The organism is Sphingobacteriales bacterium, from assembly GCA_016706405.1.
GTDB lineage: Bacteria > Bacteroidota > Bacteroidia > Chitinophagales > UBA2359 > BJ6.
The window spans coordinates 41,296-66,456 of the sequence record JADJJT010000005.1 but is presented as its reverse complement, the minus strand read 5'-3'; the positions used below and the strand labels follow the sequence as shown (position 1 = coordinate 66,456).

General features: G+C 35.7%; 12 protein-coding genes. All 12 read left to right on the top strand.

Annotated features, from left to right (window positions below; all coding sequences use genetic code 11):
* Positions 1-227: 227 nt before the first annotated feature.
* The 12 genes from IPI59_16370 (at position 228) to IPI59_16315 (ending at position 25,153) form a co-directional block, all read left to right on the top strand.
* Positions 228-497 carry a helix-turn-helix transcriptional regulator gene (locus IPI59_16370; GenBank protein ID MBK7529059.1) on the top strand — a complete coding sequence of 90 codons (270 nt, stop codon included), beginning with the start codon at positions 228-230 and terminating at the stop codon, positions 495-497.
* 4,575 nt (positions 498-5,072) lie between these two features.
* Complete coding sequence (locus IPI59_16365; protein MBK7529058.1) at positions 5,073-5,372, top strand: hypothetical protein; 300 nt, start codon at positions 5,073-5,075, stop codon at positions 5,370-5,372.
* 281 nt (positions 5,373-5,653) lie between these two features.
* A complete protein-coding gene (locus tag IPI59_16360; GenBank protein MBK7529057.1) occupies positions 5,654-7,561 on the top strand; it encodes a DUF1669 domain-containing protein in 1,908 nt (635 codons plus the stop codon).
* 7 nt (positions 7,562-7,568) lie between these two features.
* Entirely contained in the window at positions 7,569-8,471 is a 903-nt protein-coding gene (locus tag IPI59_16355) for a hypothetical protein (GenBank protein MBK7529056.1), read from the top strand.
* Positions 8,472-8,790: 319 nt separating this feature from the next.
* Positions 8,791-9,759: a PKD domain-containing protein gene (locus IPI59_16350; GenBank protein MBK7529055.1), complete on the top strand. Its 969-nt coding sequence runs from the start codon at positions 8,791-8,793 to the stop codon at positions 9,757-9,759.
* A 284-nt stretch (positions 9,760-10,043) separates the two neighbouring features.
* A complete protein-coding gene (locus tag IPI59_16345; protein ID MBK7529054.1) occupies positions 10,044-10,814 on the top strand; it encodes an aminoglycoside 6-adenylyltransferase in 771 nt (256 codons plus the stop codon).
* An 881-nt stretch (positions 10,815-11,695) separates the two neighbouring features.
* The gene (locus IPI59_16340) at positions 11,696-12,931 is read left to right on the top strand and encodes a TCR/Tet family MFS transporter (GenBank protein MBK7529053.1); all 1,236 of its coding nucleotides are present in this window, start codon (positions 11,696-11,698) and stop codon (positions 12,929-12,931) included.
* Positions 12,932-17,026: 4,095 nt separating this feature from the next.
* Positions 17,027-17,704, top strand: coding sequence for a hypothetical protein (locus IPI59_16335; protein ID MBK7529052.1), 678 nt, complete (start codon positions 17,027-17,029; stop codon positions 17,702-17,704).
* Position 17,705: 1 nt separating this feature from the next.
* On the top strand, positions 17,706-18,716 hold the full coding sequence (locus IPI59_16330; GenBank protein MBK7529051.1) for a DUF262 domain-containing protein: 1,011 nt from the start codon (positions 17,706-17,708) through the stop codon (positions 18,714-18,716).
* Between the two features lie 102 nt (positions 18,717-18,818).
* On the top strand, positions 18,819-19,073 hold the full coding sequence (locus IPI59_16325; protein MBK7529050.1) for a hypothetical protein: 255 nt from the start codon (positions 18,819-18,821) through the stop codon (positions 19,071-19,073).
* A 416-nt stretch (positions 19,074-19,489) separates the two neighbouring features.
* A complete protein-coding gene (locus tag IPI59_16320; GenBank protein MBK7529049.1) occupies positions 19,490-23,857 on the top strand; it encodes a CusA/CzcA family heavy metal efflux RND transporter in 4,368 nt (1,455 codons plus the stop codon).
* A 6-nt stretch (positions 23,858-23,863) separates the two neighbouring features.
* The gene (locus IPI59_16315; GenBank protein ID MBK7529048.1) at positions 23,864-25,153 is read left to right on the top strand and encodes an efflux RND transporter periplasmic adaptor subunit; all 1,290 of its coding nucleotides are present in this window, start codon (positions 23,864-23,866) and stop codon (positions 25,151-25,153) included.
* Positions 25,154-25,161 lie beyond the last annotated feature (8 nt).

The following is a 25,161-nucleotide window of genomic DNA, read 5'->3' as shown; positions in this document are numbered from 1 at the left end:
ACCGATTATAAGCCATTTTAAAGGACGACAACCAAAATATGAAAATCATCAACTATTTAGCTGACAAACTATTCCGACACCAGAAGAAATTGGAAAATTATTGCAATATTTCTTCTTTGCCTGACAATTAGTTTTCGTTTCACAAATTTCAAAACAGAGTGGCTATGGAGTGACAAAACTTACATTGCTGTCATTTTAGTTTTAATGTTAATTTCAATAGCACTTATTTGGATAAAATTGAAAAGGTAAAGACCGATAATTTAATCAAACTTATAAAAACTGAAATAATTGCAAACAGAACGAACACAGAAAATCAGTTAGACAAATTATCAGCTAAACAAAAACAGGTTTTTGATTTGATAGTAACTGGAAAATCAAACAAGGAGATAATGGATGAATTATGTATTGAGTTAAGCACTCTTAAAACACACATAAATAAGATTTATAAAATACTCGGAATAACATCACGACAACAGATTAAAAAGTTGAAAATCTGAGACTAAAACCCTTTATGCCGACAATTATTCAACAAATCAACCTTTTTTCAACCCTCTATCAACCCCTATCAACCTTGACGGACAGCAACGAACAGACTAATTTTGCAGCTCACAATTTAAATAAAGAGAAAATGAAAAAAGAAATCTGTTTATGTCCACAACAATAATGTGTGGACTTTTGTTGCTGCATTTACGTTCAAAGGTGACCAAATTACTTGGTTATGGGCTGACAATAAACCCGTAGCAATTATTTTAGGCATCTTAGCTATTGTATTAGGAACACAATGGATAAAGTATCAAAGACTATTGAATAATGCAAAACAGAATTAGAAGAATGTAACAAAAACGGCTTATAACACGGGTTTGGCAAAAGTGGCGGTTCAGTGCTCCGCAGACACATTTGTGGTTAATCAAACATTTGTTCATCGCATCAACATTTGTGGTGAAAATCGCCACCTTCGCCAAGCCCTAAACCGTTATATAAAATTATCAGAAAAATTTATAGGAAAACACGGTGAAAATTTGCAATTTTGTAGGTCGCTTGAAAACTTAGTAGTTTTCCGGAACTATTAACTCGGCCAGCACGGTTAGTCGTTTGCCGACTGTTGTGCTAAAGTATCTGGAAAGTATAAACTTGCAGGCAGATAAAATAACATTTATATAACAATGGCTTTACGATTAGGCGGGCGGAAGTGTTATTTCAAGGGAAGAATTTTCTAATAAAAGTTGGAAATGTATTGTAAATTTGTGCTTCGTAAACCGCCCAACGCAAAGCCCGGGCGTTATATAAAATTATCAGAAAAATTTATAGGAAAACACGGTGAAAATTTGCAATTTTGTAGGTCGCTTGAAAACTTAGTAGTTTTCCGGAACTATTAACTCGGCCAGCACGGTTAGTCGTTTGCCGACTGTTGTGCTAAAGTATCTGGAAAGTATAAACTTGCAGGCAGATAAAATAACATTTATATAACAATGGCTTTACGATTAGGCGGGCGGAAGTGTTATTTCAAGGGAAGAATTTTCTAATAAAACTTAAAAATGTATTGTAAATTTGTCCTTCGTAGGCCGCCCAACGCAAAGCCTTTTCCGTTATATAAAATTATCAGAAAAAATTTATAGGAAAACACAGTAAAAATTTGCAATTTTGTAGGTCGCTTGAAAACTTAGTAGTTTTCGGAACTATTAACTCGGCCAGCACGGTTAGTCGTTTGCCGACTGTTGTGCTAAAGTATCTGGAAAGTATAAACTTGCAGGCAGATAAAATAACATTTATATAACAATGGCTTTACGATTAGGCGGGCGGAAGTGTTATTTCAAGGGAAGAATTTTCTAATAAAACTTAAAAATGTATTGTAAATTTGTCCTTCGTAGGCCGCCCAACGCAAAGCCTTTTCCGTTGCTTGCAATAAAGCCCCATTAATGTTTGTAAATTATTTATAATCAGTGTTTTATGTTGTTTTTGCGAGTTTTATTGGTGTTAAGATTAGAATATCAAAATCAAACGCGGCAGGGCATTTTGAAAGACAAAACGAATGAGTAAAATTTTAATACTTGAATAAAAATCAAACGCAGTAGGGCATTTTAAACGGCAAAACGAATAAGTGAAATTTGAATGCTTGAATGAAAATCAAACGCGGGAGGGCATTTTGAACGGCAAAATGAATGAGTAAAATTTGAATACTTGAATAAAAATCAAACGCAGTAGGGCATTTTAAACGGCAAAACGAATAAGTAAAATTTGAATACTTGAATAAAAATCAAACGCAGTAGGGCTTTTTAAACGGCAAAACGAATGAGTAAAATTTGAATGCTTGAATGAAAATCAAACGCAGCAGGATATTTTGAACGGTAAAACGAATAAGTAAAATTTGAATGCTTGAATGAAAATCAAACGCAGCAGGACATTTTAAACGGTAAAACGCATGAGTAAAATTTTAATACTTGAATAAAAATCAAACGCAGCAGGGCATTTTGAATGATATAACGAATAAGTGAAATTTTAATGCTTGAATGAAAATCAAACGCAGCAGGGCATTTTAAACGGCAAAACGAATAAGTAAAATTTTAATACTTGAATAAAAATCAAACACAGTAGGGCATTTTAAACGGCAAAACGAATAAGTGAAATTTTAATGCTTGAATGAAAATCAAACGCAGCAGGGCATTTTAAACGGCAAAACGAATGAGCGAAATTTGAATACTTGAATGAAAATCAAACGCAGTAGGGCGTTTTGAAATACAAAACGAATGAGTAAAATTTTGATATTTAAATCAAAAAGTGAGTTTTGGAAAAACTTGAAGAAATTGTTTAAATTGTGGTTATGTTGGAGCGGAAAGCTTGATTTTTTAGAGCTTCGCTCTTTTGTGTGGCGAAATTCTCAACATCACTCGGAGTTAAAGCTTACTGCAAGCAACAATGTGCTGCCGTCAACGCGCCGCCCGTGCTCTTTTTCAAAGGTGCGGCGCGCTGCGGCAGCACTAACGTTATATAAAATTATCAGAAAAATTTATAGGAAAACACGGTGAAAATTTGCAATTTTGTAGGTCGCTTGAAAACTTAGTAGTTTTCCGGAACTATTAACTCGGCCAGCACGGTTAGTCGTTTGCCGACTGTTGTGCTAAAGTATCTGGAAAGTATAAACTTGCAGGCAGATAAAATAACATTTATATAACAATGGCTTTACGATTAGGCGGGCGGAAGTGTTATTTCAAGGGAAGAATTTTCTAATAAAACTTAAAAATGTATTGTAAATTTGTCCTTCGTAGGCCGCCCAACGCAAAGCCTTTTCCGTTATATAAAATTATCAGAAAAATTTATAGGAAAACACGGTGAAAATTTGCAATTTTGTAGGTCGCTTGAAAACTTAGTAGTTTTCCGGAACTATTAACTCGGCCAGCACGGTTAGTCGTTTGCCGACTGTTGTGCTAAAGTATCTGGAAAGTATAAACTTGCAGGCAGATAAAATAACATTTATATAACAATGGCTTTACGATTAGGCGGGCGGAAGTGTTATTTCAAGGGAAGAATTTTCTAATAAAACTTAAAAATGTATTGTAAATTTGTCCTTCGTAGGCCGCCCAACGCAAAGCCTTTTCCGTTATATAAAATTATCAGAAAAATTTATAGGAAAACACAGTGAAACTTTGCAACTTTGTAGGTCGCTTGAAAACTTAGTAGTTTTGGAACTATTAACTCGGCCAGCACGGTTAGTCGTTTGCCGACTGTTGTGCTAAAGTATCTGGAAAGTATAAACTTGCAGGCAGATAAAATAACATTTATATAACAATGGCTTTACGATTAGGCGGGCGGAAGTGTTATTTCAAGGGAAGAATTTTCTAATAAAACTTAAAAATGTATTGTAAATTTGTCCTTCGTAGGCCGCCCAACGCAAAGCCTTTTCCGTTATATAAAATTATCAGAAAAATTTATAGGAAAACACAGTGAAACTTTGCAACTTTGTAGGTCGCTTGAAAACTTAGTAGTTTTCCGGAACTATTAACTCGGCCAGCACGGTTGGTCGTGTGCTGACTGTCGTACTAAAGTATCTGGAAAGTATAAACTTGCAGACAGATAAAAATAACATTTATATAACAATGGCTTTACGGTTAGGCGGGCGGAAGTGTTATTTCAAGGGAAGAATTTTTCTAATAAAAGTTGGAAATGTATTGTAAATTTGTGCTTCGTAAACCGCCCAACGCAAAGCCCGGGCGTTATATAAAATTATCAGAAAAATTTATAGGAAAACACGGTGAAAATTTGCAACTTTGTAGGTCGCTTGAAAACTTAGTAGTTTTCCGGAACTATTAACTCGGCCAGCACGGTTGGTCGTGTGCTGACTGTCGTACTAAAGTATCTGGAAAGTATAAACTTGCAGGCAGATAAAAATAACATTTATATAACAATGGCTTTACGGTTAGGCGGGCGGAAGTGTTATTTCAAGGGAAAAATTTTCTAATAAAAGTTGGAAATGTATTGTAAATTTGTGCTTCGTAAACCGCCCAACGCAAAGCTGAGCGTTATATAAAATTATCAGAAAAATTTATAGAAAACACGGTAAAATTGCAATTTTGTAGGTCATTGAAAACTTAGTAGTTTTGGAACTATTAACTCGGCCAGAGGGAAGTAGTGTGCCGACTGTCGTGCTAAAGTATCTGGAAAGTATAAACTTGCAGGCAGATAAAATAACATTTATATAACAATGGCTTTACGGTTAGGCGGGCAGAAGTGTTATTTCAAAGTGAGAATTTTCTAATAAAAGTTGGAAATGTATTGTAAATTTGTGCTTCGTAAACCGCCCAACGCAAAGCCCGGGCGTTAGCTGCAACTTTCGCGGGACGTTTTGCTCCGTGTAAGTTACGGCACAAACGTAACAGGACAATGATGACAAACAATATTTATTACGACACTTCGTAACGACAACAAAAAACGGAACGCATTTTTCACTAAAAAGTGGAGACCAGCTACCACTTCAAAAACGGGGCGAAACCGAAAAGCCATATGAGTAGGACAATTAAAAATTCAACGACATGAAAAAACTTTTGACAATTCTGATGGCAGTTGCGTTAATGGCGACAGTGTCATCTTGCAAGAAAGACGACCCAAACGACCCAAACAATCCTAACGCTGCACCTTGTGTTCAGAACAACACCGGCACACTTAAAGTTGATAGCTACAAAGACGACCCTTATTACATTTATGTAAACGGTGCATATAAAGGGACAGTGGGTGCTTACGGTGTTGTTTCCTATACACTGTCTGCGGGGACTTACTCGACAAAATATACGCAAAAGAGTGGTTACATTCTTTATCCGACAGAATACACATCTTCTGTGAACATAACCAAGTGTTACGAGACGACAGTAAAAATTCAGTAAAGCACAGAGCATTTCTGAATTTCGCGTTTAGTTACTATCGGCTTTGTTTGTTGTTGCTTTTCTCGTCTGACAGTCTGCCGACCGTCTGACGAGAAAAGCAGCAGCTAACAGCACATTTGCGTCAGGCGGGGTGACGTTCTTCGTAGAAAATTTTGTGCATATTTGAAGTGCAGTTCTTCGTATCAAGTGTGGTGCTTAAAATCCCGCCCGAACGCAAATCTGCGAAACGTTATGCGATACCTACAAGAGATTGTAACCAATAAAAACATTAAATACAAAGTATGAATGATATTATAACGAACGGAACAGAAATAAAACAACGAATAATTTCCGAGATTGAAAAGGCAAACCAAAATATATTCGTGGCTATGGCTTGGTTTACCGATAGAGATATAGCCAATGCTATCATCAATGCAAAAAAGCGAAATATTACGGTAGATATTATCCTTTCATCAAACGCTCAAAATGAGACCGTAAAACAAATGTTTAAAGCTGAAAACATAAGTATTCACGCTTTTGAAACAGGAGATGAAAGAGGAATGATGCATCACAAGTTCTGCCTTATTGATAATAGAATTTCAATAAATGGTTCTTATAATTATTCATATAATGCAAGCAACAATAATGTTGAAAACATTCAAGTAACAGATGATTTAAATACATATCGACAACTATTTGCTGAATTTGAAAGACTGAAATATAATATTGACCACCAAATAGATGTAAACATAAATTCAGCAAATCCTATGGAACAAGTTATTACAAAAGCAAAAACAGTTCAACCAATAGACACGGCTGACTCTTTTACGCAACAACTATCAAATTTAATTTATACAACAGCAAACATAAATACTGAAAGCTATAGAAAACAAGGCTATGATAATTCAAAGGAAAGCTCAGGTAGTATAGATATATTTAAAACGCATTATGACGAAATCAAAGAGCAAATAAAAATGTTTGCTACTGACGACAGTTTGAGTAGTAAGAAAAACATAATCTCTCAAAATATCAAATCTGCCTTTGAAAGTAAGAAAGCTGAAATAGACACAGACAAACAAAATGAAATCAATAAAATAAATTCAAATAATGAAATAGACCTACGACAAGTAAACTCAAAAATCACTGATTTAAAACAAGAAAAATCAATCCTTGAATCAGGCAACAAAAGCACGGGAGAAAAAGGACTACTTCAAATAAATAATGAAATTGAAAAAAATAAATTAGAAAGAAACTCATTAGAATCATCCTTTGTAATTAAAAAGTTTTGGTCGGTTGGAACTGTCTTTGCAATATTAGGATTAACAGTTTTTATTTATTATCTGTCAATGTTTTTTGCTTCAGCAATGTACAAAGTGTTTTTTGAAGGAAATGTAATTCGCAATTCTTTGGAAGCAGGAATAAACCCGGGTCTTCCGCAACTTGTGGATGCTAATGCAATCGTAAAAATCTTTAAAATGCAAGGAACTTTATTTGGCATTATGGCAGGTTTATTCTTTTTAATTCCAATTTCATTATCAAATTTAAAACTCTTTGGGAGCAAAAAGAAGTGGGTCAATATTTTAAGTTTTTGGGTTGGCGTTTTAATTTTTGACATTATAGTTGCCGTAATGGTTGCAATGAATACAGATGAGATAAAGAGTTTATTAATTGGAAAAGAATCACAACTTCAAATTTGGGAAGTAGTGAAACACGGAGAGTTTTGGCTCATTTTTGTTTTTGGGATGTTACCACTAATAATTACACACTTTATCATAGAATATATAGTTAATGCTTACCAAAAATCCCAACGTCAATTGGTTGATGCTGAAAAGAATAAACAGATTGAAATGTTAGATAAAGCATTACTTGATTTGAATCTAAACAAAGAACTTCTTTTAAAAGAAATTAAAGAAAAGGACGAATCTATAAAACAGAAAAATGATGAATTAGAACGATTAGAAAAAGAATTAAATACACAGCAAAATAATATTGAAAATCTATTTACAGAACTGCAAAAAAATCTAAAAGCGATTTACGATGATTTTATGACTCGAATTACCAGCGGGAAAATCTTTACTGATGAAATCCTAAATAGTGTTTCAACAGCGTATAAAACAGGTTACATTGAATACCTACCTGAACTTTATGCAGAAAAAGAAGTTGCAAACAGAGTTAGAGCAATAGAACAAGTAGTCATAAATAATCGTTAGTCTGAAAATGAAGAAATTATTATTCTTTTTTGCAACTTCATTATTGTTGCAATCTTGTATGCCTGAACCGCAAAATAAAACACTGACATATCAAAATATAGTTATTCTTTCAGATATGACTGATAGAATAGAACCAAAAATAAATGGCACAGTTATAAACCAACAATACCCTCCTAAAGACCTTGCGGAGATAAATAAGATTCTCAACTTTTTTAGGAACGAATGTGTTAAGCCAGGTGAAAAAATTGGAGACAAATCATGCCTTTATTTCTCAACTTTTTCTGATGAAGTTAAATACACCATTGATATAAGTAAAATTAAAGATTTAGGTAGTAAACAAAAATTTATCAATTCAACAGGAGAATATGAGGGCAAAGGTTTAGACTATGAAATAGATGTCTTAAAACAAAAAGCAAGTGATGCTTATGCTAACATTCAAGATAAAGGAATGGATTTGATTAGCATTTTAGCCGATAAAATAGAAAACAAATCCCTTATCAAAAAAAACACACTTTTAACTAATGGGATTGATACTACTTATATAAATTACGATAATCACATTTATATTTTCACAGACGGTTATCTCGAATATTATAGCAAAAGGAGTAATAATCAATTTTATTTCGGTGAGCTTGAAATTGATGAAATAAGACGATATTGTAAATCAAATAGTGTTGATATAGAAACAGCCCTTAGAAATAATTCAACTTTATGTTTGACACCTATAAAAAATGCCAAAAACAAATATGTAAATCTGCATATTTTAGAAACGGCTGAAAGAGATAAAAACACTAAACTACAAACATATAAAAATCCATTAGGTCTAAGAGATAACGAAATACTTGAAGCTGTTTGGCGTAAATGGGCTTTAGAGAGTGGATATAAAAGTTTTGAATGGAAAAAATATTAACAAACGGCAATCGCATAACATCGTGTTGGCAAGAGTGGCAGGAAATTTCTTCGATTAGGCATTTTAGGTAAAATCAAAGTTCCTGCTTCGATTGAAGTTCACGGTGAAAGTGCCACCCTCGCCAACACGCGGCCCGTTATGGGATAGTTTAAAACGACCAAACGTGAAACAAAAAATATTAAAATTGCATATCCAGTATTTTGACAGTTCCTGACTGTTGACTTATTAACGAAAAAGTGAAGACAGTGAACACTATAATACACTGGGCGAATCCGAAAAGCCATATGAGTAGGACACATAAAAATCAAAAAAAAATAAAATGAAAAAATTATTCTTATTATTCGTTGCCATACTTGGCATCATTACAATTAATTCCTGCAAAAAGGATGAACCAAAACCCAAACCAACAGCAGATTTTGCATACACTGGTGGTGGCTGTACAGCTCCTTGTGCAGTACTATTTGAAAACAAATCTAAAGACGCATCAAGTTATAGTTGGGACTTTGGAGATGGCACAACTTCATCTGACCCAAATCCAACAAAAACATATAATGTTGGTGGAACTTATACTGTTTCATTAACAGCCAATGGTGAAGGTGGAACAAGTCAAACTTCTAAGCAAGTGTTAATTCAACAATCAACACAATCACAATTGCCAACTGCTAATTTTACTTTTACTGGTGCAGGAACAGCACCTTCAAATGTTAGCTTTACCAATACTTCTACTAATGCGACAAGCTATAGTTGGGATTTTGGAGACGGAACTTCATCAACTGCTGTAAATCCCAATAAAACATACACAACAGGCGGTTCATTTTCAGTTATTCTGACAGCAACAAACGCAGCTGGAAATAATCAAATTTCAAAAATTGTAAATATTGCAGCACCTCCAACTAAAGTTAAAATCACTAAGGTGACAATTACAAATATGCCTTTTGTTGATGGCAATGGTTCGAGTTGGGACTTTTCAAGCGGACCTGATGTGTTCTTTAATATTATTGACCAAGCTAGTAATGTGTTGGTAAACGGAACATCTTCCAGGATTAATGATGTTACTTCTTCTATGCTTCCTATAAGTTGGAACTTTACAACTCCATTTGAAATTACGGACTTTAATGTTTCGAGATTTATTGATGTTTGGGATTATGATACTCCAGACGCAGATGACAATATTGGATATGTTGGTTTTGTAATGAACAATTATACAAGTGGTAGTAACCCATACCCAACAAGTGTGACAAAAACCCAAAACGGAATTACTGTAAAACTAGACCTCGTTTGGCAATAAAGAGAAAAACCATCCCATAACAGCACCTACAAGAAATTGGCGGTTCAGTGCTCCGCAGACACATTTGTGGTTAATCAAACATTGGTTCTCCGCATGAACATTTGTGGTGAAAATCGCCAACTTCTTGTAGCTGCAAACCGTTGGCGGTAATTTGAAGAAACGATTAACAACGAAAAACATTCAAGAAAATGAAGCTATAAGTAACTGTAAGATAGAATAAGAATTGAAATATCCTTTACTACGCTAAGTAGAAAGGACGATTGTTAATATTAAAAAATTAGAAAATGATACAGTTACAGATGATTGACAAAACAAAGTCAATAGCTCAAAATGATAAAAATATTTCTGCCGTATTTATGTATGGGTCATTTACCAAAAATGAAGGGGACAAATATTCAGATATTGAATTCTACATCTTCTTGAAGGATAAAGAAAAATTTTCCGCTGAAAATTGGGTAAGCCAAATTCATCCTTTGGCATTATATTTTACCAACGAGTTTGGAAGTGAAGTTGCCATTTTTGAAAATATGATAAGGGGGGAGTTTCATTTTTTGACAAACGACCAAATGGAAGTTATCAAATCGTGGGACGGATTGGTAGAGTTTAGCGACTTTGACAAGATGATTTTAGTAGATAAAGAAGATTTATTGACTAACACGCTCAAAGAAATAAAAACTAAAGTACCTGATCGAACAACAAATGAAAATATCCTGTGGTTGAGCCAATCATTGTTGAATGTTTTACTTACAACAAGCAACTTAATTAAACGACAGGAATTTGCTCACGCTTACCAAAGCTTATCAAATGTTCAAAAATATTTACTTTGGTTAATAAGAATTGAAACATACCAAACCAAACATTGGGAAAGTCCAACAAAAAGCTTGGAAAAAGACATAGATCCAGATTGGTATTCGTTATTTCAGCAGACAACATCAGAATTAGATCCGACAGATATTAAAACAGCTTTCAAGAAGACATTAACATTGACTGAAAAACTTTTTGATAATCTTGGAGTTGAAGCAAAATTAAAGGGGGTATTAAGGAGAATTGAATAAATAAACTACCGCCAACATTGTATAAGCGTAATGCGGGCGAAGTGGCTAAAATTTAGTATTTTGCCATCTATCAAAGTTCGTGTTGGCGGACAGTGTATTGCTCCGAAAACCCGCACTACGCTTATACTTGACCGTTATATAAAATTATCAGAAAAATTTATAGGAAAACACGGTGAAAATTTGCAATTTTGTAGGTCGCTTGAAAACTTAGTAGTTTTCCGGAACTATTAACTCGGCCAGCACGGTTAGTCGTTTGCCGACTGTTGTGCTAAAGTATCTGGAAAGTATAAACTTGCAGGCAGATAAAATAACATTTATATAACAATGGCTTTACGATTAGGCGGGCGGAAGTGTTATTTCAAGGGAAGAATTTTCTAATAAAACTTAAAAATGTATTGTAAATTTGTCCTTCGTAGGCCGCCCAACGCAAAGCCTTTTCCGTTAGCGGTCATTGTAAATGTACAAGCATTAAACGCCCGACAAAAAAACTAACACTTCGTTGGTCTTGTTAATTATTTTTCGCAACTCGACATTGACGTCTTAAACTTTGTTTATATTTGTGCCATTATGAGGCAATAATATTTTCATAGCGTTCTACGCTTTTTTTCTTAACCAAATCTGGTTGATGTAAATCGTCAGCAAAAAGTGGACTGATTTAGTTCAAAACTAAGAGAGTGTTTTCAAAATCCTTAAATTTGAATTATTATGAAAACACCCAAGAAAAAATCATTTATCTTTGAATTATTAACTAAATACTCTCTTAGGAAAAGTCCACTTTAGTTTGAAGACGTACATGGTTGAGACTCTTCTTAATTGAATTTATTATTAACAAACTGCATTATACTTTTCAGAGTAATGCTATAATTTATCGCTTCATAAAAATGAAATCAAATCATAAATCAACACTCATATTTGTATTAATAGTTGTCGTAATTGACACCGCAGGTTTTGGACTAATTTTTCCAGTTCTACCACAACTACTAATTAATCTACTTCATTCAGACATCAGCACAGCCGCCAAATACGGAGGCTGGCTCTCATTTGCTTATGCAATTATGCAATTTGTTTTTGCACCAGTTTTAGGGAATTTAAGCGACCAATATGGCAGGCGACCAGTACTTTTAAGCTCATTGTTTGGGTTTAGCATCGACTGCATTTTTCTTGCTTTTTCAGCAAGTATTTTGTGGCTTTTTGTTGGGCGGACAATTGCAGGTATAACAGGAGCAAGCTATTCCGTTGCATCTGCTTGTGTTGCCGACATTAGCACAGACGATAATAGAACTAAAAATTTCGGATTTATAAACGCAGGCTTTGGTTTGGGGTTTATAATTGGACCCATAATTGGCGGAACATTGGGACAATTCGGAACTCATACACCCTTTATTGTTGCTGCTATTTTAAGTTTTATCAATTTTATTTTCGGCTATTACTTTTTCCCGGAATCGTTAAAAGCAAATAACCGCAGGAAATTTGACTGGAAAAGAGCTAATCCATTTGGTTCCCTCAAACACTTACAGAAATTCCCATTGATAAAAACTTTAGTGCTATCAATGATTTTTGTTTCCATCGCTAATCACAGTATGGAAAGTGTTTGGGCATTTTTCACCATTGAAAAATTTAAGTGGAGCACCTCTCTTGTTGGCTACTCATTAGCATTTATAGGCATTCTATCAATTATCGTTCAGTTATGGTTAGTCAGTATTTTGGCAAAAAAATTGGGCGACAAACGAATGGCAGTATTAGGATTTGTACTTATGATGACGGGCTTTTTTCTGTTTGCTTTTACACCGTGGCAATGGTTGCTCTTTACCGCTTTATTACTTTTCATAGTTGGTGGAATTCAAGGCACAGCCGTTCAAAGTATTATGTCTTCTGCAATGCCCGACAACGAACAAGGTGAACTTCAAGGTGCTTTAGGCAGTTTAATGGGCTTGACAACTCTGATTGCACCACCGTTAATGACAAGCAGTTTTTCTTACTTTACGGGAAAACAATCCGAGATTTATTTTCCAGGAATTCCTTTTTTAATTGCTTCAATATTGACATTAATTAGTTTAATTTTGTTTCTTAAAAGTTTTAAAAAATCAAATAGACTGATAAAATCGGTGGACAAGTAATGACCATATAGACAGAAAACAACGAACCGCTAACAGCACCTAAAAAAAATGGCGGGCGAAGTGCGAATATAAACAGTTGTGCAACTAATAAACATTGTGCGTTTAGACAGTTTAGTGTTCCAAAGCCGCCACTTCTTTTAGCCGCAACCCGTTATATAAAATTATCAGAAAAATTTATAGGAAAACACGGTGAAAATTTGCAATTTTGTAGGTCGCTTGAAAACTTAGTAGTTTTCCGGAACTATTAACTCGGCCAGCACGGTTAGTCGTTTGCCGACTGTTGTGCTAAAGTATCTGGAAAGTATAAACTTGCAGGCAGATAAAATAACATTTATATAACAATGGCTTTACGATTAGGCGGGCGGAAGTGTTATTTCAAGGGAAGAATTTTCTAATAAAACTTAAAAATGTATTGTAAATTTGTCCTTCGTAGGCCGCCCAACGCAAAGCCTTTTCCGTTATATAAAATTATCAGAAAAATTTATAGGAAAACACGGTGAAAATTTGCAATTTTGTAGGTCGCTTGAAAACTTAGTAGTTTTCCGAACTATTAACTCGGCCAGCACGGTTAGTCGTTTGCCGACTGTTGTGCTAAAGTATCTGGAAAGTATAAACTTGCAGGCAGATAAAATAACATTTATATAACAATGGCTTTACGATTAGGCGGGCGGAAGTGTTATTTCAAGGAAGAATTTTCTAATAAAACTTAAAAATGTATTGTAAATTTGTCCTTCGTAGGCCGCCCAACGCAAAGCCTTTCCGTTATATAAAATTATCAGAAAAATTTATAGGAAAACACAGTAAAACTTTGCAATTTTGTAGGTCGCTTGAAAAACTTAGTAGTTTTCCGAAACTATTAACTCGGCCAGCACGGTTAGTCGTTTGCCGACTGTCGTGCTAAAGTATCTGGAAAGTATAAACTTGCAGGCAGATAAAATAACATTTATATAACAATGGCTTTACGATTAGGCGGGCGGAAGTGTTATTTCAAGGGAAGAATTTTCTAATAAAACTTAAAAATGTATTGTAAATTTGTCCTTCGTAGGCCGCCCAACGCAAAGCCTTTTCCGTTATATAAAATTATCAGAAAAATTTATAGGAAAACACGGTGAAAATTTGCAATTTTGTAGGTCGCTTGAAAACTTAGTAGTTTTCCGGAACTATTAACTCGGCCAGCACGGTTAGTCGTTTGCCGACTGTTGTGCTAAAGTATCTGGAAAGTATAAACTTGCAGGCAGATAAAATAACATTTATATAACAATGGCTTTACGATTAGGCGGGCGGAAGTGTTATTTCAAGGGAAGAATTTTCTAATAAAACTTAAAAATGTATTGTAAATTTGTCCTTCGTAGGCCGCCCAACGCAAAGCCTTTTCCGTTATATAAAATTATCAGAAAAATTTATAGGAAAACACAGTAAAATTTGCAATTTTGTAGGTCGCTTGAAAACTTAGTAGTTTTCGGAACTATTAACTCGGCCAGCACGGTTAGTCGTTTGCCGACTGTTGTGCTAAAGTATCTGGAAAGTATAAACTTGCAGGCAGATAAAATAACATTTATATAACAATGGCTTTACGATTAGGCGGGCGGAAGTGTTATTTCAAGGGAAGAATTTTCTAATAAAACTTAAAAATGTATTGTAAATTTGTCCTTCGTAGGCCGCCCAACGCAAAGCCTTTTCCGTTATATAAAATTATCAGAAAAATTTATAGGAAAACACGGTGAAAATTTGCAATTTTGTAGGTCGCTTGAAAACTTAGTAGTTTTCCGGAACTATTAACTCGGCCAGCACGGTTAGTCGTTTGCCGACTGTTGTGCTAAAGTATCTGGAAAGTATAAACTTGCAGGCAGATAAAATAACATTTATATAACAATGGCTTTACGATTAGGCGGGCGGAAGTGTTATTTCAAGGGAAGAATTTTCTAATAAAACTTAAAAATGTATTGTAAATTTGTCCTTCGTAGGCCGCCCAACGCAAAGCCTTTTCCGTTATATAAAATTATCAGAAAAATTTATAGGAAAACACAGTAAAACTTTGCAATTTTGTAGGTCGCTTGAAAACTTAGTAGTTTTCCGAAACTATTAACTCGGCCAGCACGGTTAGTCGTTTGCCGACTGTCGTGCTAAAGTATCTGGAAAGTATAAACTTGCAGGCAGATAAAATAACATTTATATAACAATGGCTTTACGATTAGGCGGGCGGAAGTGTTATTTCAAGGGAAGAATTTTCTAATAAAACTTAAAAATGTATTGTAAATTTGTCCTTCGTAGGCCGCCCAACGCAAAGCCTTTTCCGTTATATAAAATTATCAGAAAAATTTATAGGAAAACACGGTGAAAATTTGCAATTTTGTAGGTCGCTTGAAAACTTAGTAGTTTTCGGAACTATTAACTCGGCCAGCACGGTTAGTCGTTTGCCGACTGTTGTGCTAAAGTATCTGGAAAGTATAAACTTGCAGGCAGATAAAATAACATTTATATAACAATGGCTTTACGATTAGGCGGGCGGAAGTGTTATTTCAAGGGAAGAATTTTCTAATAAAACTTAAAAATGTATTGTAAATTTGTCCTTCGTAGGCCGCCCAACGCAAAGCCTTTTCCGTTATATAAAATTATCAGAAAAATTTATAGGAAAACACAGTAAAAATTTGCAATTTTGTAGGTCGCTTGAAAACTTAGTAGTTTTCCGGAACTATTAACTCGGCCAGCAAGGGAAGTAGTGTGCCGACTGTCGTGCTAAAGTATCTGGAAAGTATAAACTTGCAGGCAGATAAAATAACATTTATATAACAATGGCTTTACGGTTAGGCGGGCAGAAGTGTTATTTCAAAGTGAGAATTTTCTAATAAAAGTTGGAAATGTATTGTAAATTTGTGCTTCGTAAACCGCCCAACGCAAAGCCTTTTCCGTTATATAAAATTATCAGAAAAATTTATAGGAAAACACAGTAAAATTTGCAATTTTGTAGGTCGCTTGAAAACTTAGTAGTTTTGGAACTATTAACTCGGCCAGCAAGGGAAGTAGTGTGCCGACTGTTGTGCTAAAGTATCTGGAAAGTATAAACTTGCAGGCAGATAAAATAACATTTATATAACAATGGCTTTACGATTAGGCGGGCAGAAGTGTTATTTCAAAGTGAGAATTTTCTAATAAAAGTTGGAAATGTATTGTAAATTTGTCCTTCGTAGGCCGCCCAACGCAAAGCCTTTTCCGTTATATAAAATTATCAGAAAAATTTATAGGAAAACACGGTGAAAATTTGCAATTTTGTAGGTCGCTTGAAAACTTAGTAGTTTTCCGGAACTATTAACTCGGCCAGCACGGTTAGTCGTTTGCCGACTGTTGTGCTAAAGTATCTGGAAAGTATAAACTTGCAGGCAGATAAAATAACATTTATATAACAATGGCTTTACGATTAGGCGGGCGGAAGTGTTATTTCAAGGGAAGAATTTTCTAATAAAACTTAAAAATGTATTGTAAATTTGTCCTTCGTAGGCCGCCCAACGCAAAGCCCGGGCGTTATATAAAATTATCAGAAAAATTTATAGGAAAACACAGTAAAAATTTGCAATTTTGTAGGTCGCTTGAAAACTTAGTAGTTTTCCGGAACTATTAACTCGGCCAGCACGGTTAGTCGTTTGCCGACTGTTGTGCTAAAGTATCTGGAAAGTATAAACTTGCAGGCAGATAAAATAACATTTATATAACAATGGCTTTACGATTAGGCGGGCGGAAGTGTTATTTCAAGGGAAGAATTTTCTAATAAAACTTAAAAATGTATTGTAAATTTGTCCTTCGTAGGCCGCCCAACGCAAAGCCTTTTCCGTTATATAAAATTATCAGAAAAATTTATAGGAAAACACGGTGAAAATTTGCAATTTTGTAGGTCGCTTGAAAACTTAGTAGTTTTCCGGAACTATTAACTCGGCCAGCACGGTTAGTCGTTTGCCGACTGTTGTGCTAAAGTATCTGGAAAGTATAAACTTGCAGGCAGATAAAATAACATTTATATAACAATGGCTTTACGGTTAGGCGGGCAGAAGTGTTATTTCAAAGTGAGAATTTTCTAATAAAACTTAAAAATGTATTGTAAATTTGTCCTTCGTAGGCCGCCCAACGCAAAGCCCGGGCGTTGGCAGCAAGTATAAAAACGTAACAGCAAAAATGACAATCGAGGAATATAAAGATAGCGTAATAAACCTTGATGGTGAAGACCAAAGAAAAATCTTCACTCAGAAAAGCTATTTTCACGGTTTGCCATTCGTCTTTAACGAAAGAGAAGATGATTACTATTTTTTTAGAAAAAGAATAGCAGACAATTTTCAAGTCGAATTTTATGAGGTTATGATAGTTGGTTCTTCAAAATTCGGATTCAGTCCCTATAAATTCACAAAATTCTCACTTGACAGCGATATTGATGTTGTAATTTTTAATGAAACTCTTTTTGAAAAGTATTTTGACTTAGTAAGTGAATATCAGTACAAGATTAAAAATCAGGAAATCAGACTCAATACAGAGCAGTATAAGAAATATCTTAAATTTATTAAGTACTTTATTCGAGGGTGGATGAGGCCTGACCTGTTACCCCAAAACACACAGGCATTTAAAGAAATAAAAAAGGATTGGGACGACTTTTTTAAAAGCATAAGCCACTCCAAGTCAGAAGTAGGTAACTACATCGTAAAAGCAGGGTTATTCAAAAACCAGAAATATGCTGAAAAGTACTATCGCTCTTCAATTGAAGAGATTTTAAAAAAATTAAAAAGTTTATAATATGGCAAAGCAAATTCCAGCAACTCCAGATAAAAAGTCAATTTCTGATTTAATTGGGAAAATTCAGCGAAAAGAATTAATTCTACAACCTGAGTTCCAAAGAGAATTCGTGTGGACTCCAGTCCATATGGAAAATTTTATACAAACTATTTTAGACGGTTATCCTTTTCCTGAAATATATATTTCACAAAAAGGTATTGACTTAACAACTTTAGCTACTCAAAATGTTGTAGTAGACGGGCAACAAAGACTTACAACGATTCAAAAATACATTGAAGGTGCTGATGGCTTTGAAAAGAGAATACCAAAATTCAAGGACTTGCCGGAACAATCTCAACGAGATTTTTTAAACTATGATGTAACAATACGGGATTTAAAGGATGTTGAGCCTGAGATAATTATTGAAATATTTAAAAGAATAAATTCCACAAACTTCACTCTTACCGCGATAGAAATAAATAATGCCATATACAATGGTGAGTTTATTTCGTGTGCAAAAGAAATTTTAAACATTATTAAGTCAGCTGAACACAAAGTTCCTATTTTTAGTGAAAGTGAATTAACCCGGATGGCTGATTTACACTTTATTTTATTAGTCTTATCAACATTAGAAGAAGGTGGTTATTTCACACAAGACAATGAAGTAGAAAATTACATATCAAAGTTTAATAATGAGTATCCAAATTTTGAACAAAATAGAGACCTTGTTTCGAATGTTATAATTGACATTTTAGATAGTGAACTTCCTTTAGATTCAATTTGGTTTAGAAAATCTAACTTCTTTAGTCTTGTATGTGAACTTTGCTTTTCAGGCCTATCGATAGTGTCCATAATTGAAAAGCTAAATGAACAGGAAGAGCTTATTTTGCAAAATAAAAATGAGGATAAAGAAACTAACATTTATGCCAAATATTATTCAAGTATGTATGCAGGAACAAACAGTCGAACTTCAAGAGTGAACAGGAGTGAATTTATACGAACTCAAATAATACCAGCTGCCAACATTGTATAAGAGCAATAGCGGGTGAAATGGTAAAATCGAGGTCTGTGCATTTAATGAACTTTGGCGGTGGCGGAGAGGTAATCGCCTCGAAATCCGCTACTGCTCTTATACTTGACCGTTGGCAGCAATGGTAACGGACGACACCACCAAGACCAAACGGACAGAAAAAACGAGCAGACAATGACACAAGACAAAGATTTAGTTTTTGCCCAACGCACATTTTTTTGTTTTTCTGCCACCGCACAAGTGGCACATTTGGTTTTGCCCGACACACAACGCCAACGCTTCACAAAACCAAAAGAGCCACTTTTTTCCAACGCTTTGAATACAGCGTTTCAGAATTTTACTAACTTTGCCACCAAATGAAGTTTTTTACAGTCATATTCAGCATTTACATTTTGGCATTGTCAATAATGCCGTGTAGCGATGCGTATAACGACTGCAAGACTAACACCGAACTTTCGGACAACTCACAATCTCACAGCCACAAGAACGACACCAACGATATTTGCAGTCCGTTTTGCACTTGTACTTGTTGCAGCGTTTCAGCAAACCCGAAGTTCACGCCTTTCAGTATTAAAATTGCAAAACTCGTAGTAGTTTCAAAACTCACATTCCCAAATCGGGAGTTCTCTTTCGTTTCCAACTTCTACGGAAACATTTGGCGACCGCCAAAAATCAGTTAATGAATTATTGAAATTCCGCTAAGGCGGAAAACAAAATAATTACGGTGCTGACGCACCGCAATTAGTCGTTTCATTTATTCATTTAACTGATAAATAATGTTAGATAAAATCATAAAATTTAGTATTCAGAACAAGCTCGTCATTGGTATAATGACCTTGTTGCTCATCATTTGGGGAGTGTGGAGTGCCACAAAACTACCCATTGATGCTGTACCCGATATTACAAACAATCAGGTGCAAATTATTACCGTTTGCCCTACGCTTGCAGGGCAGGAAGTGGAACAGTTGGTTACATTTCCCATTGAACAAAGCATTGCCAATCTTCCCGACTTGGAAGAAACCCGAAGCATTTCACGGTTTGGGCTTTCTGTTATTACAGTTGTGTTTGACGATGATGTGGACATTTATTTTGCCCGACAACTTGTCAATGAAAAACTGAAAGAAGCCGAACAGAACATTCCGCAAGGCATCGGCACACCCGAACTTGCACCTGTAAGCACAGGTTTGGGTGAAGTGTATCAATACATTTTGCACCCGAAAAAAGGAAGTGAAAGCAAATACAACGCAAAAGACCTGCGTACTATGCAGGATTGGATTGTTGCCCGACAGCTCAATGGAACAAAAGGCATAGCCGAAGTAAACAGTTTTGGTGGCGAACTGAAACAATACGAAGTAGCCGTAAATCCCAACCGCTTAAAGGCAATGGGTGTAAGTGTTACCGATATTTTCAATGCTCTTGAAAAGAACAATCAAAATACAGGCGGTGCGTACATTGACAAGAAACCAAATGCTTACTTCATTCGGGGTATTGGTTTGGTTACTTCGTTGGAAGATGTAAAAAACATAGCTGTAAAAAACACTAACGGCAGTATTCCGATTTTTATAAAAGATGTTGCCGAAGTTCGTTTTGGCAGTGCGGTTCGCTACGGAGCTTTAACCTACAATGGCGAAGTAGATGCCGTTGGTGGTGTCGTTATGATGCTCAAAGGCGAAAACAGCAATGAAGTAGTAAAACGTATCAAAGAAAAATTGCCTGTCATTCAGAAATCTTTGCCTGATGATATTGTGATTGAGCCTTATTTGGACAGAACAGATTTAGTTGGCAGAGCAATCAGCACGGTAGAAAAGAATTTGATTGAGGGTGCATTGATAGTCATTTTCGTATTGGTGTTGTTTTTGGGGAATTTACGAGCAGGTTTAATTGTGGCTTCTGCCATTCCGTTGTCAATGCTTTTTGCATTGGGATTGATGAATGTTTTCGGAGTAAGTGCCAACTTAATGAGTTTGGGAGCTATTGACTTCGGTTTGATTGTGGACGGTGCAGTTATTATTGTAGAAGCCACTTTGCACCATTTGGGTTTGCGAAAATCAATGAACAAGCTGACACAGCAGGAAATGGACAACGAAGTTTTTTTATCGGCTTCCAAAATCAGAAACAGTGCAGCGTTTGGCGAAATCATTATTTTAATCGTGTACATTCCTATTCTTACATTGGTTGGTGTTGAGGGCAAAATGTTTACGCCAATGGCGAAAACAGTTGGCTTTGCCATTTTGGGCGCATTGATTTTATCATTGACCTATATACCGATGATGTGTGCTTTGTTCCTGTCTAAGAAAGTTTCGCACAAGAAAACCTTTTCAGACAAAATGATGGACTACCTGCAAGGCATCTACCAACCCTTATTGCAAAAAGCGATTAAGATTAAGTATTGGTTAGTGGGTGTTACAGTTACGGTTTTTGCGCTGACCTTGTTCCTTTTTAGTAGAATGGGTGGCGAATTTATACCACAATTACAAGAGGGCGATTTTGCTTTTCACTGCATATTGCCACAGGGTAGTTCTTTAAACCAAAGCATTGAAACATCTATGCAGGCATCAAGGATTATCAAACAGTTTGATGAAGTAAAAATGGTGGTTGGCAAAACAGGTGCAGCAGAAGTGCCGACAGACCCAATGCCACCCGAAGCCACAGACTTAATGGTCATTTTGAAACCGCAGGATGAATGGAAAACAAAAAAGAGCTATACAGAATTAGGCGATGAAATAAATGAAGCATTGGAAGTAATTCCGGGCGTATTCTTTGAAAAAAACCAGCCAATTCAAATGCGTTTCAACGAACTGATGACAGGCATACGGCAAGATGTAGCGGTTAAGATTTTCGGGGAAAACTTGGATAGTCTTGCCGTGTATGCAGACAAGGTTAGTAAAGTAATTCAAACGGTAAACGGAGCAACTTCGCCACAAGTGGAACGAGTTAGCGGATTGCCACAAATTAACGTTGAATACGACAGAACACGGCTTGCCAATTACGGCATCAATGTAGAAGATGTAAACAATGTACTAAGTACGGCTTTTGCAGGTAAAGTAGCAGGACAGGTTTTTGAAAACGAAAGGCGTTTTGATTTGGTAGTTCGGTTAGACAGCACTTACAGAACCGATATAGACGATGTAAGTAATTTGATGATACCGACCAATACAGGCAATCAAATTCCGCTTTCGCAGGTGGCAACTATCAGCTACAAATTAGGTGCTTCGCAAATCAGCCGTGAAAGTAGCAAACGCAGAATTGTAATCGGTTTCAATGTATCGGGTAGAGATGTACAAAGTGTGGTAGAAGATATTCAGCAGAAATTGAACGAACAGGTAAAATTGCCGACAGGTTATTATTTCACTTATGGCGGACAGTTTGAGAATTTGCAAAAAGCAAGTAAACGCCTGATGATTGCTGTACCTGTTTCGCTGTTTCTCATTTTTTCATTGCTGTACTTTACATTCCGTTCACTCAAACAGGCAAGTCTGATTTTTACCGCAATCCCAATGAGTGCCATAGGTGGCGTGTTTGCGTTGCTGTTGCGTGGTATGCCTTTCAGCATTTCGGCAGGTATCGGCTTTATTGCTTTGTTTGGTGTAGCAGTATTAAACGGAATTGTCTTAATCGGAACTTTCAACCAATTAGAAAAAGACGGAGTTAAAGACATTTTCAAACGAGTATTTGACGGCACAAAGGAAAGGTTGCGACCTGTACTAATGACGGCAACCGTAGCAAGTTTGGGCTTTTTGCCTATGGCATTAAGCACAGGTGCAGGAGCAGAAGTACAAAAACCATTGGCAACCGTTGTTATTGGCGGATTGATTACGGCTACTTTCCTTACGCTGTTTGTACTGCCTTTGCTGTATATCATTTTCAATTCAAAAATCAACATCAGAAAAAAAGGAAAAATGAAATCCGTTACAACCGTAATTGTGTTGTTGCTTTCTGTTTTAAGTTTCAATGCAAATGCTCAAAACAAAAAAATAATTGGTGTAGATGAAGCGATAAACATTGCATTGCAAAACAACGGAAATATAAAAGCGAAAGATTTTGAAATAAAATCGGCTCAAAGTCTGAAAAGAACATCGGGCGAATTACCGAAATTAGATTTTAATGCACAGTTGGGACAATACAACAGTATAAAGTTTGACCAATCTTTTCAAGTAGCACAAACGATACCGTTTCCGACTTTGTTCGGTGCTAAAAAACAACTGATAAATGCCGAAGTAAAAGGCAAAGAATTACAAAGTGAAATAACCGTATTGGAGTTAAAAAATCAAGTGCGTACTTATTTCTATCAAATTCAGTATTTGCAGAATAATCAAAAGCAGTTGTTGTATTTGGATAGTTTGTACAATGATTTTATCAAAGTGGCAGAACTGCGTTACAAAACAGGCGACACCAAAAAAGTAGAAATCAGTACAGCACAAGCCAAGCAAGGCGAAATCAATTTATTGCTGAAACAAAATGGAGTTTATCTCAATAATGCTTATCAAAATTTACAGGCATTGATGAATACAAAAGAACCGTTTGAAGTTGCCAATGATACAGATTTTAAGCCTTTGCAGGTAAGCACTTTGTTAGACAGCACAGCCATTGCAAACCACCCGACAATTAAGGCGTTGTATCAAGATATAATCATTGCAGAACAAACAAAAAAGGTAGAGAAAGCACAGGGTTTGCCCGATTTTACGATTGGTTACACTAATCAGTCTTTAATAGGTTTTCAAACTATAAACGGACAGGAGCAGTATTTTAATTCGGGCAATCGGTTCAGTTATGTAAGCGTTGGTGTTTCTATTCCATTGACTTTCGGAGCTACAAAAGCAAGGATAAAATCTTTGGACTATCAAAAACAAGCCATTGAAGCCAACACCAAGCAACAGCAAATTTTGTTGGAAACACAGTTTCAAAATGCCATACAGCAGTATCAGCAGGATTTGCAGGAGTTCAATTACTATCAGCAACAAGCCTTGCCTAATGCAAACGATATTGTTTCATCGGCTCAATTAGGTTATCGCACAGGCGATATAAGCTATGTGGAGTATTTGTATGCTTTGCAAACGGCAACAGACATTCAGTTGAATTACCTAAAAAGTATTCAGCAGGTCAATCAATCGGTCATCAATATTTATTCAATAATCAATCAATAATTCGGTATGAAATTCAATATAAAAAATTCAATCGTTTTTCCTTTGGCACTATGCACTTTGCTTGTGATAAGCAGTTGCGGTAGCAAAGACAATCATTCGCATAATGACGAAAATACAAAAGAAACAGGTACTTCTGACGGACACAACCACGAAGAAGAAACGCCAACCATTGCCACGCTTACACAAGAGCAGATAAAAGCCGTTGGCATCACGTTGGGCAAAGTAGAAAACAAGGAACTCACAGCCACTATAAAGGCAAATGGTATGCTTAAAGTTCCAAACAACAACAAAGCAAATGCCACTTCTTTGTATGGTGGAGTTATCAAAACGCTGAATGTGCAAATTGGCGATTATGTAAAGAAAGGACAGGTAATTGCTACGATTGCCAATCCGCAGTTTATACAGTTGCAGGAAGAATATTTGACTATTGGCAGTAAAATCACTTTTGCAGAACAGGAAGTACAACGCCAAAATGAACTCAATGCAGGAAACGCAGGAGCTTTGAAAAATCTGCAAAACGCAACGGCAGAACTCAATACGCTTCGCACCCGAAAAGCATCATTGCAACAGCAAATACAGCTAATGGGCATCAATCCAAATTCGGTATCAAACAGCAACTTGAAATCTGCATTGGTAGTTACAAGTCCGTTGAATGGAACAATAAGCAATTTGTTTGCAAAGATTGGCAGTTATGTAGATGTTTCTTCGCCTGTTGCCGAAATCGTAGATAACAGTTCATTGCATTTGGATTTACAAGTGTTTGAAAAAGATTTACCGCTTTTGAAAATCGGGCAAACCATTCATTTTACCTTAACCAATAATCCTACTAATGAATACGATGCAAAAGTGTTTAGCATTGGTTCATCATTTGAAAACGAGAGCAAAACCATTGCCGTGCATTGCACCGTTACAGGAAACAAAATAGGTTTGATTGACGGAATGAACATTACAGGAATTGTGAGTTTGAGCAATGCCCTAACACCTGCCGTACCCAATGAAGCCATTGTAAACGCAGACGGGAAAGACTACATTTTTGTTGTTACTGATAAAAAAGCGGAAGAACACCACGAAGAAGAAAGCGAAGAACACAACCACGAAAGTGAAGACCATAAACACAGCAATGAAGAAAACGGCAACATCAATTTTGAAAAAATAGAAGTTGTAAAAGGCGTTTCCAATATGGGCTACACCGCAATAACTTTTGTACAGGACATTCCTGCCAATGCTCAAATTGTAATCAAAGGAGCATTTTTTGTCAATGCCAAATTATCTAACACAGGAGGACACGAACATTAAAAAATAAA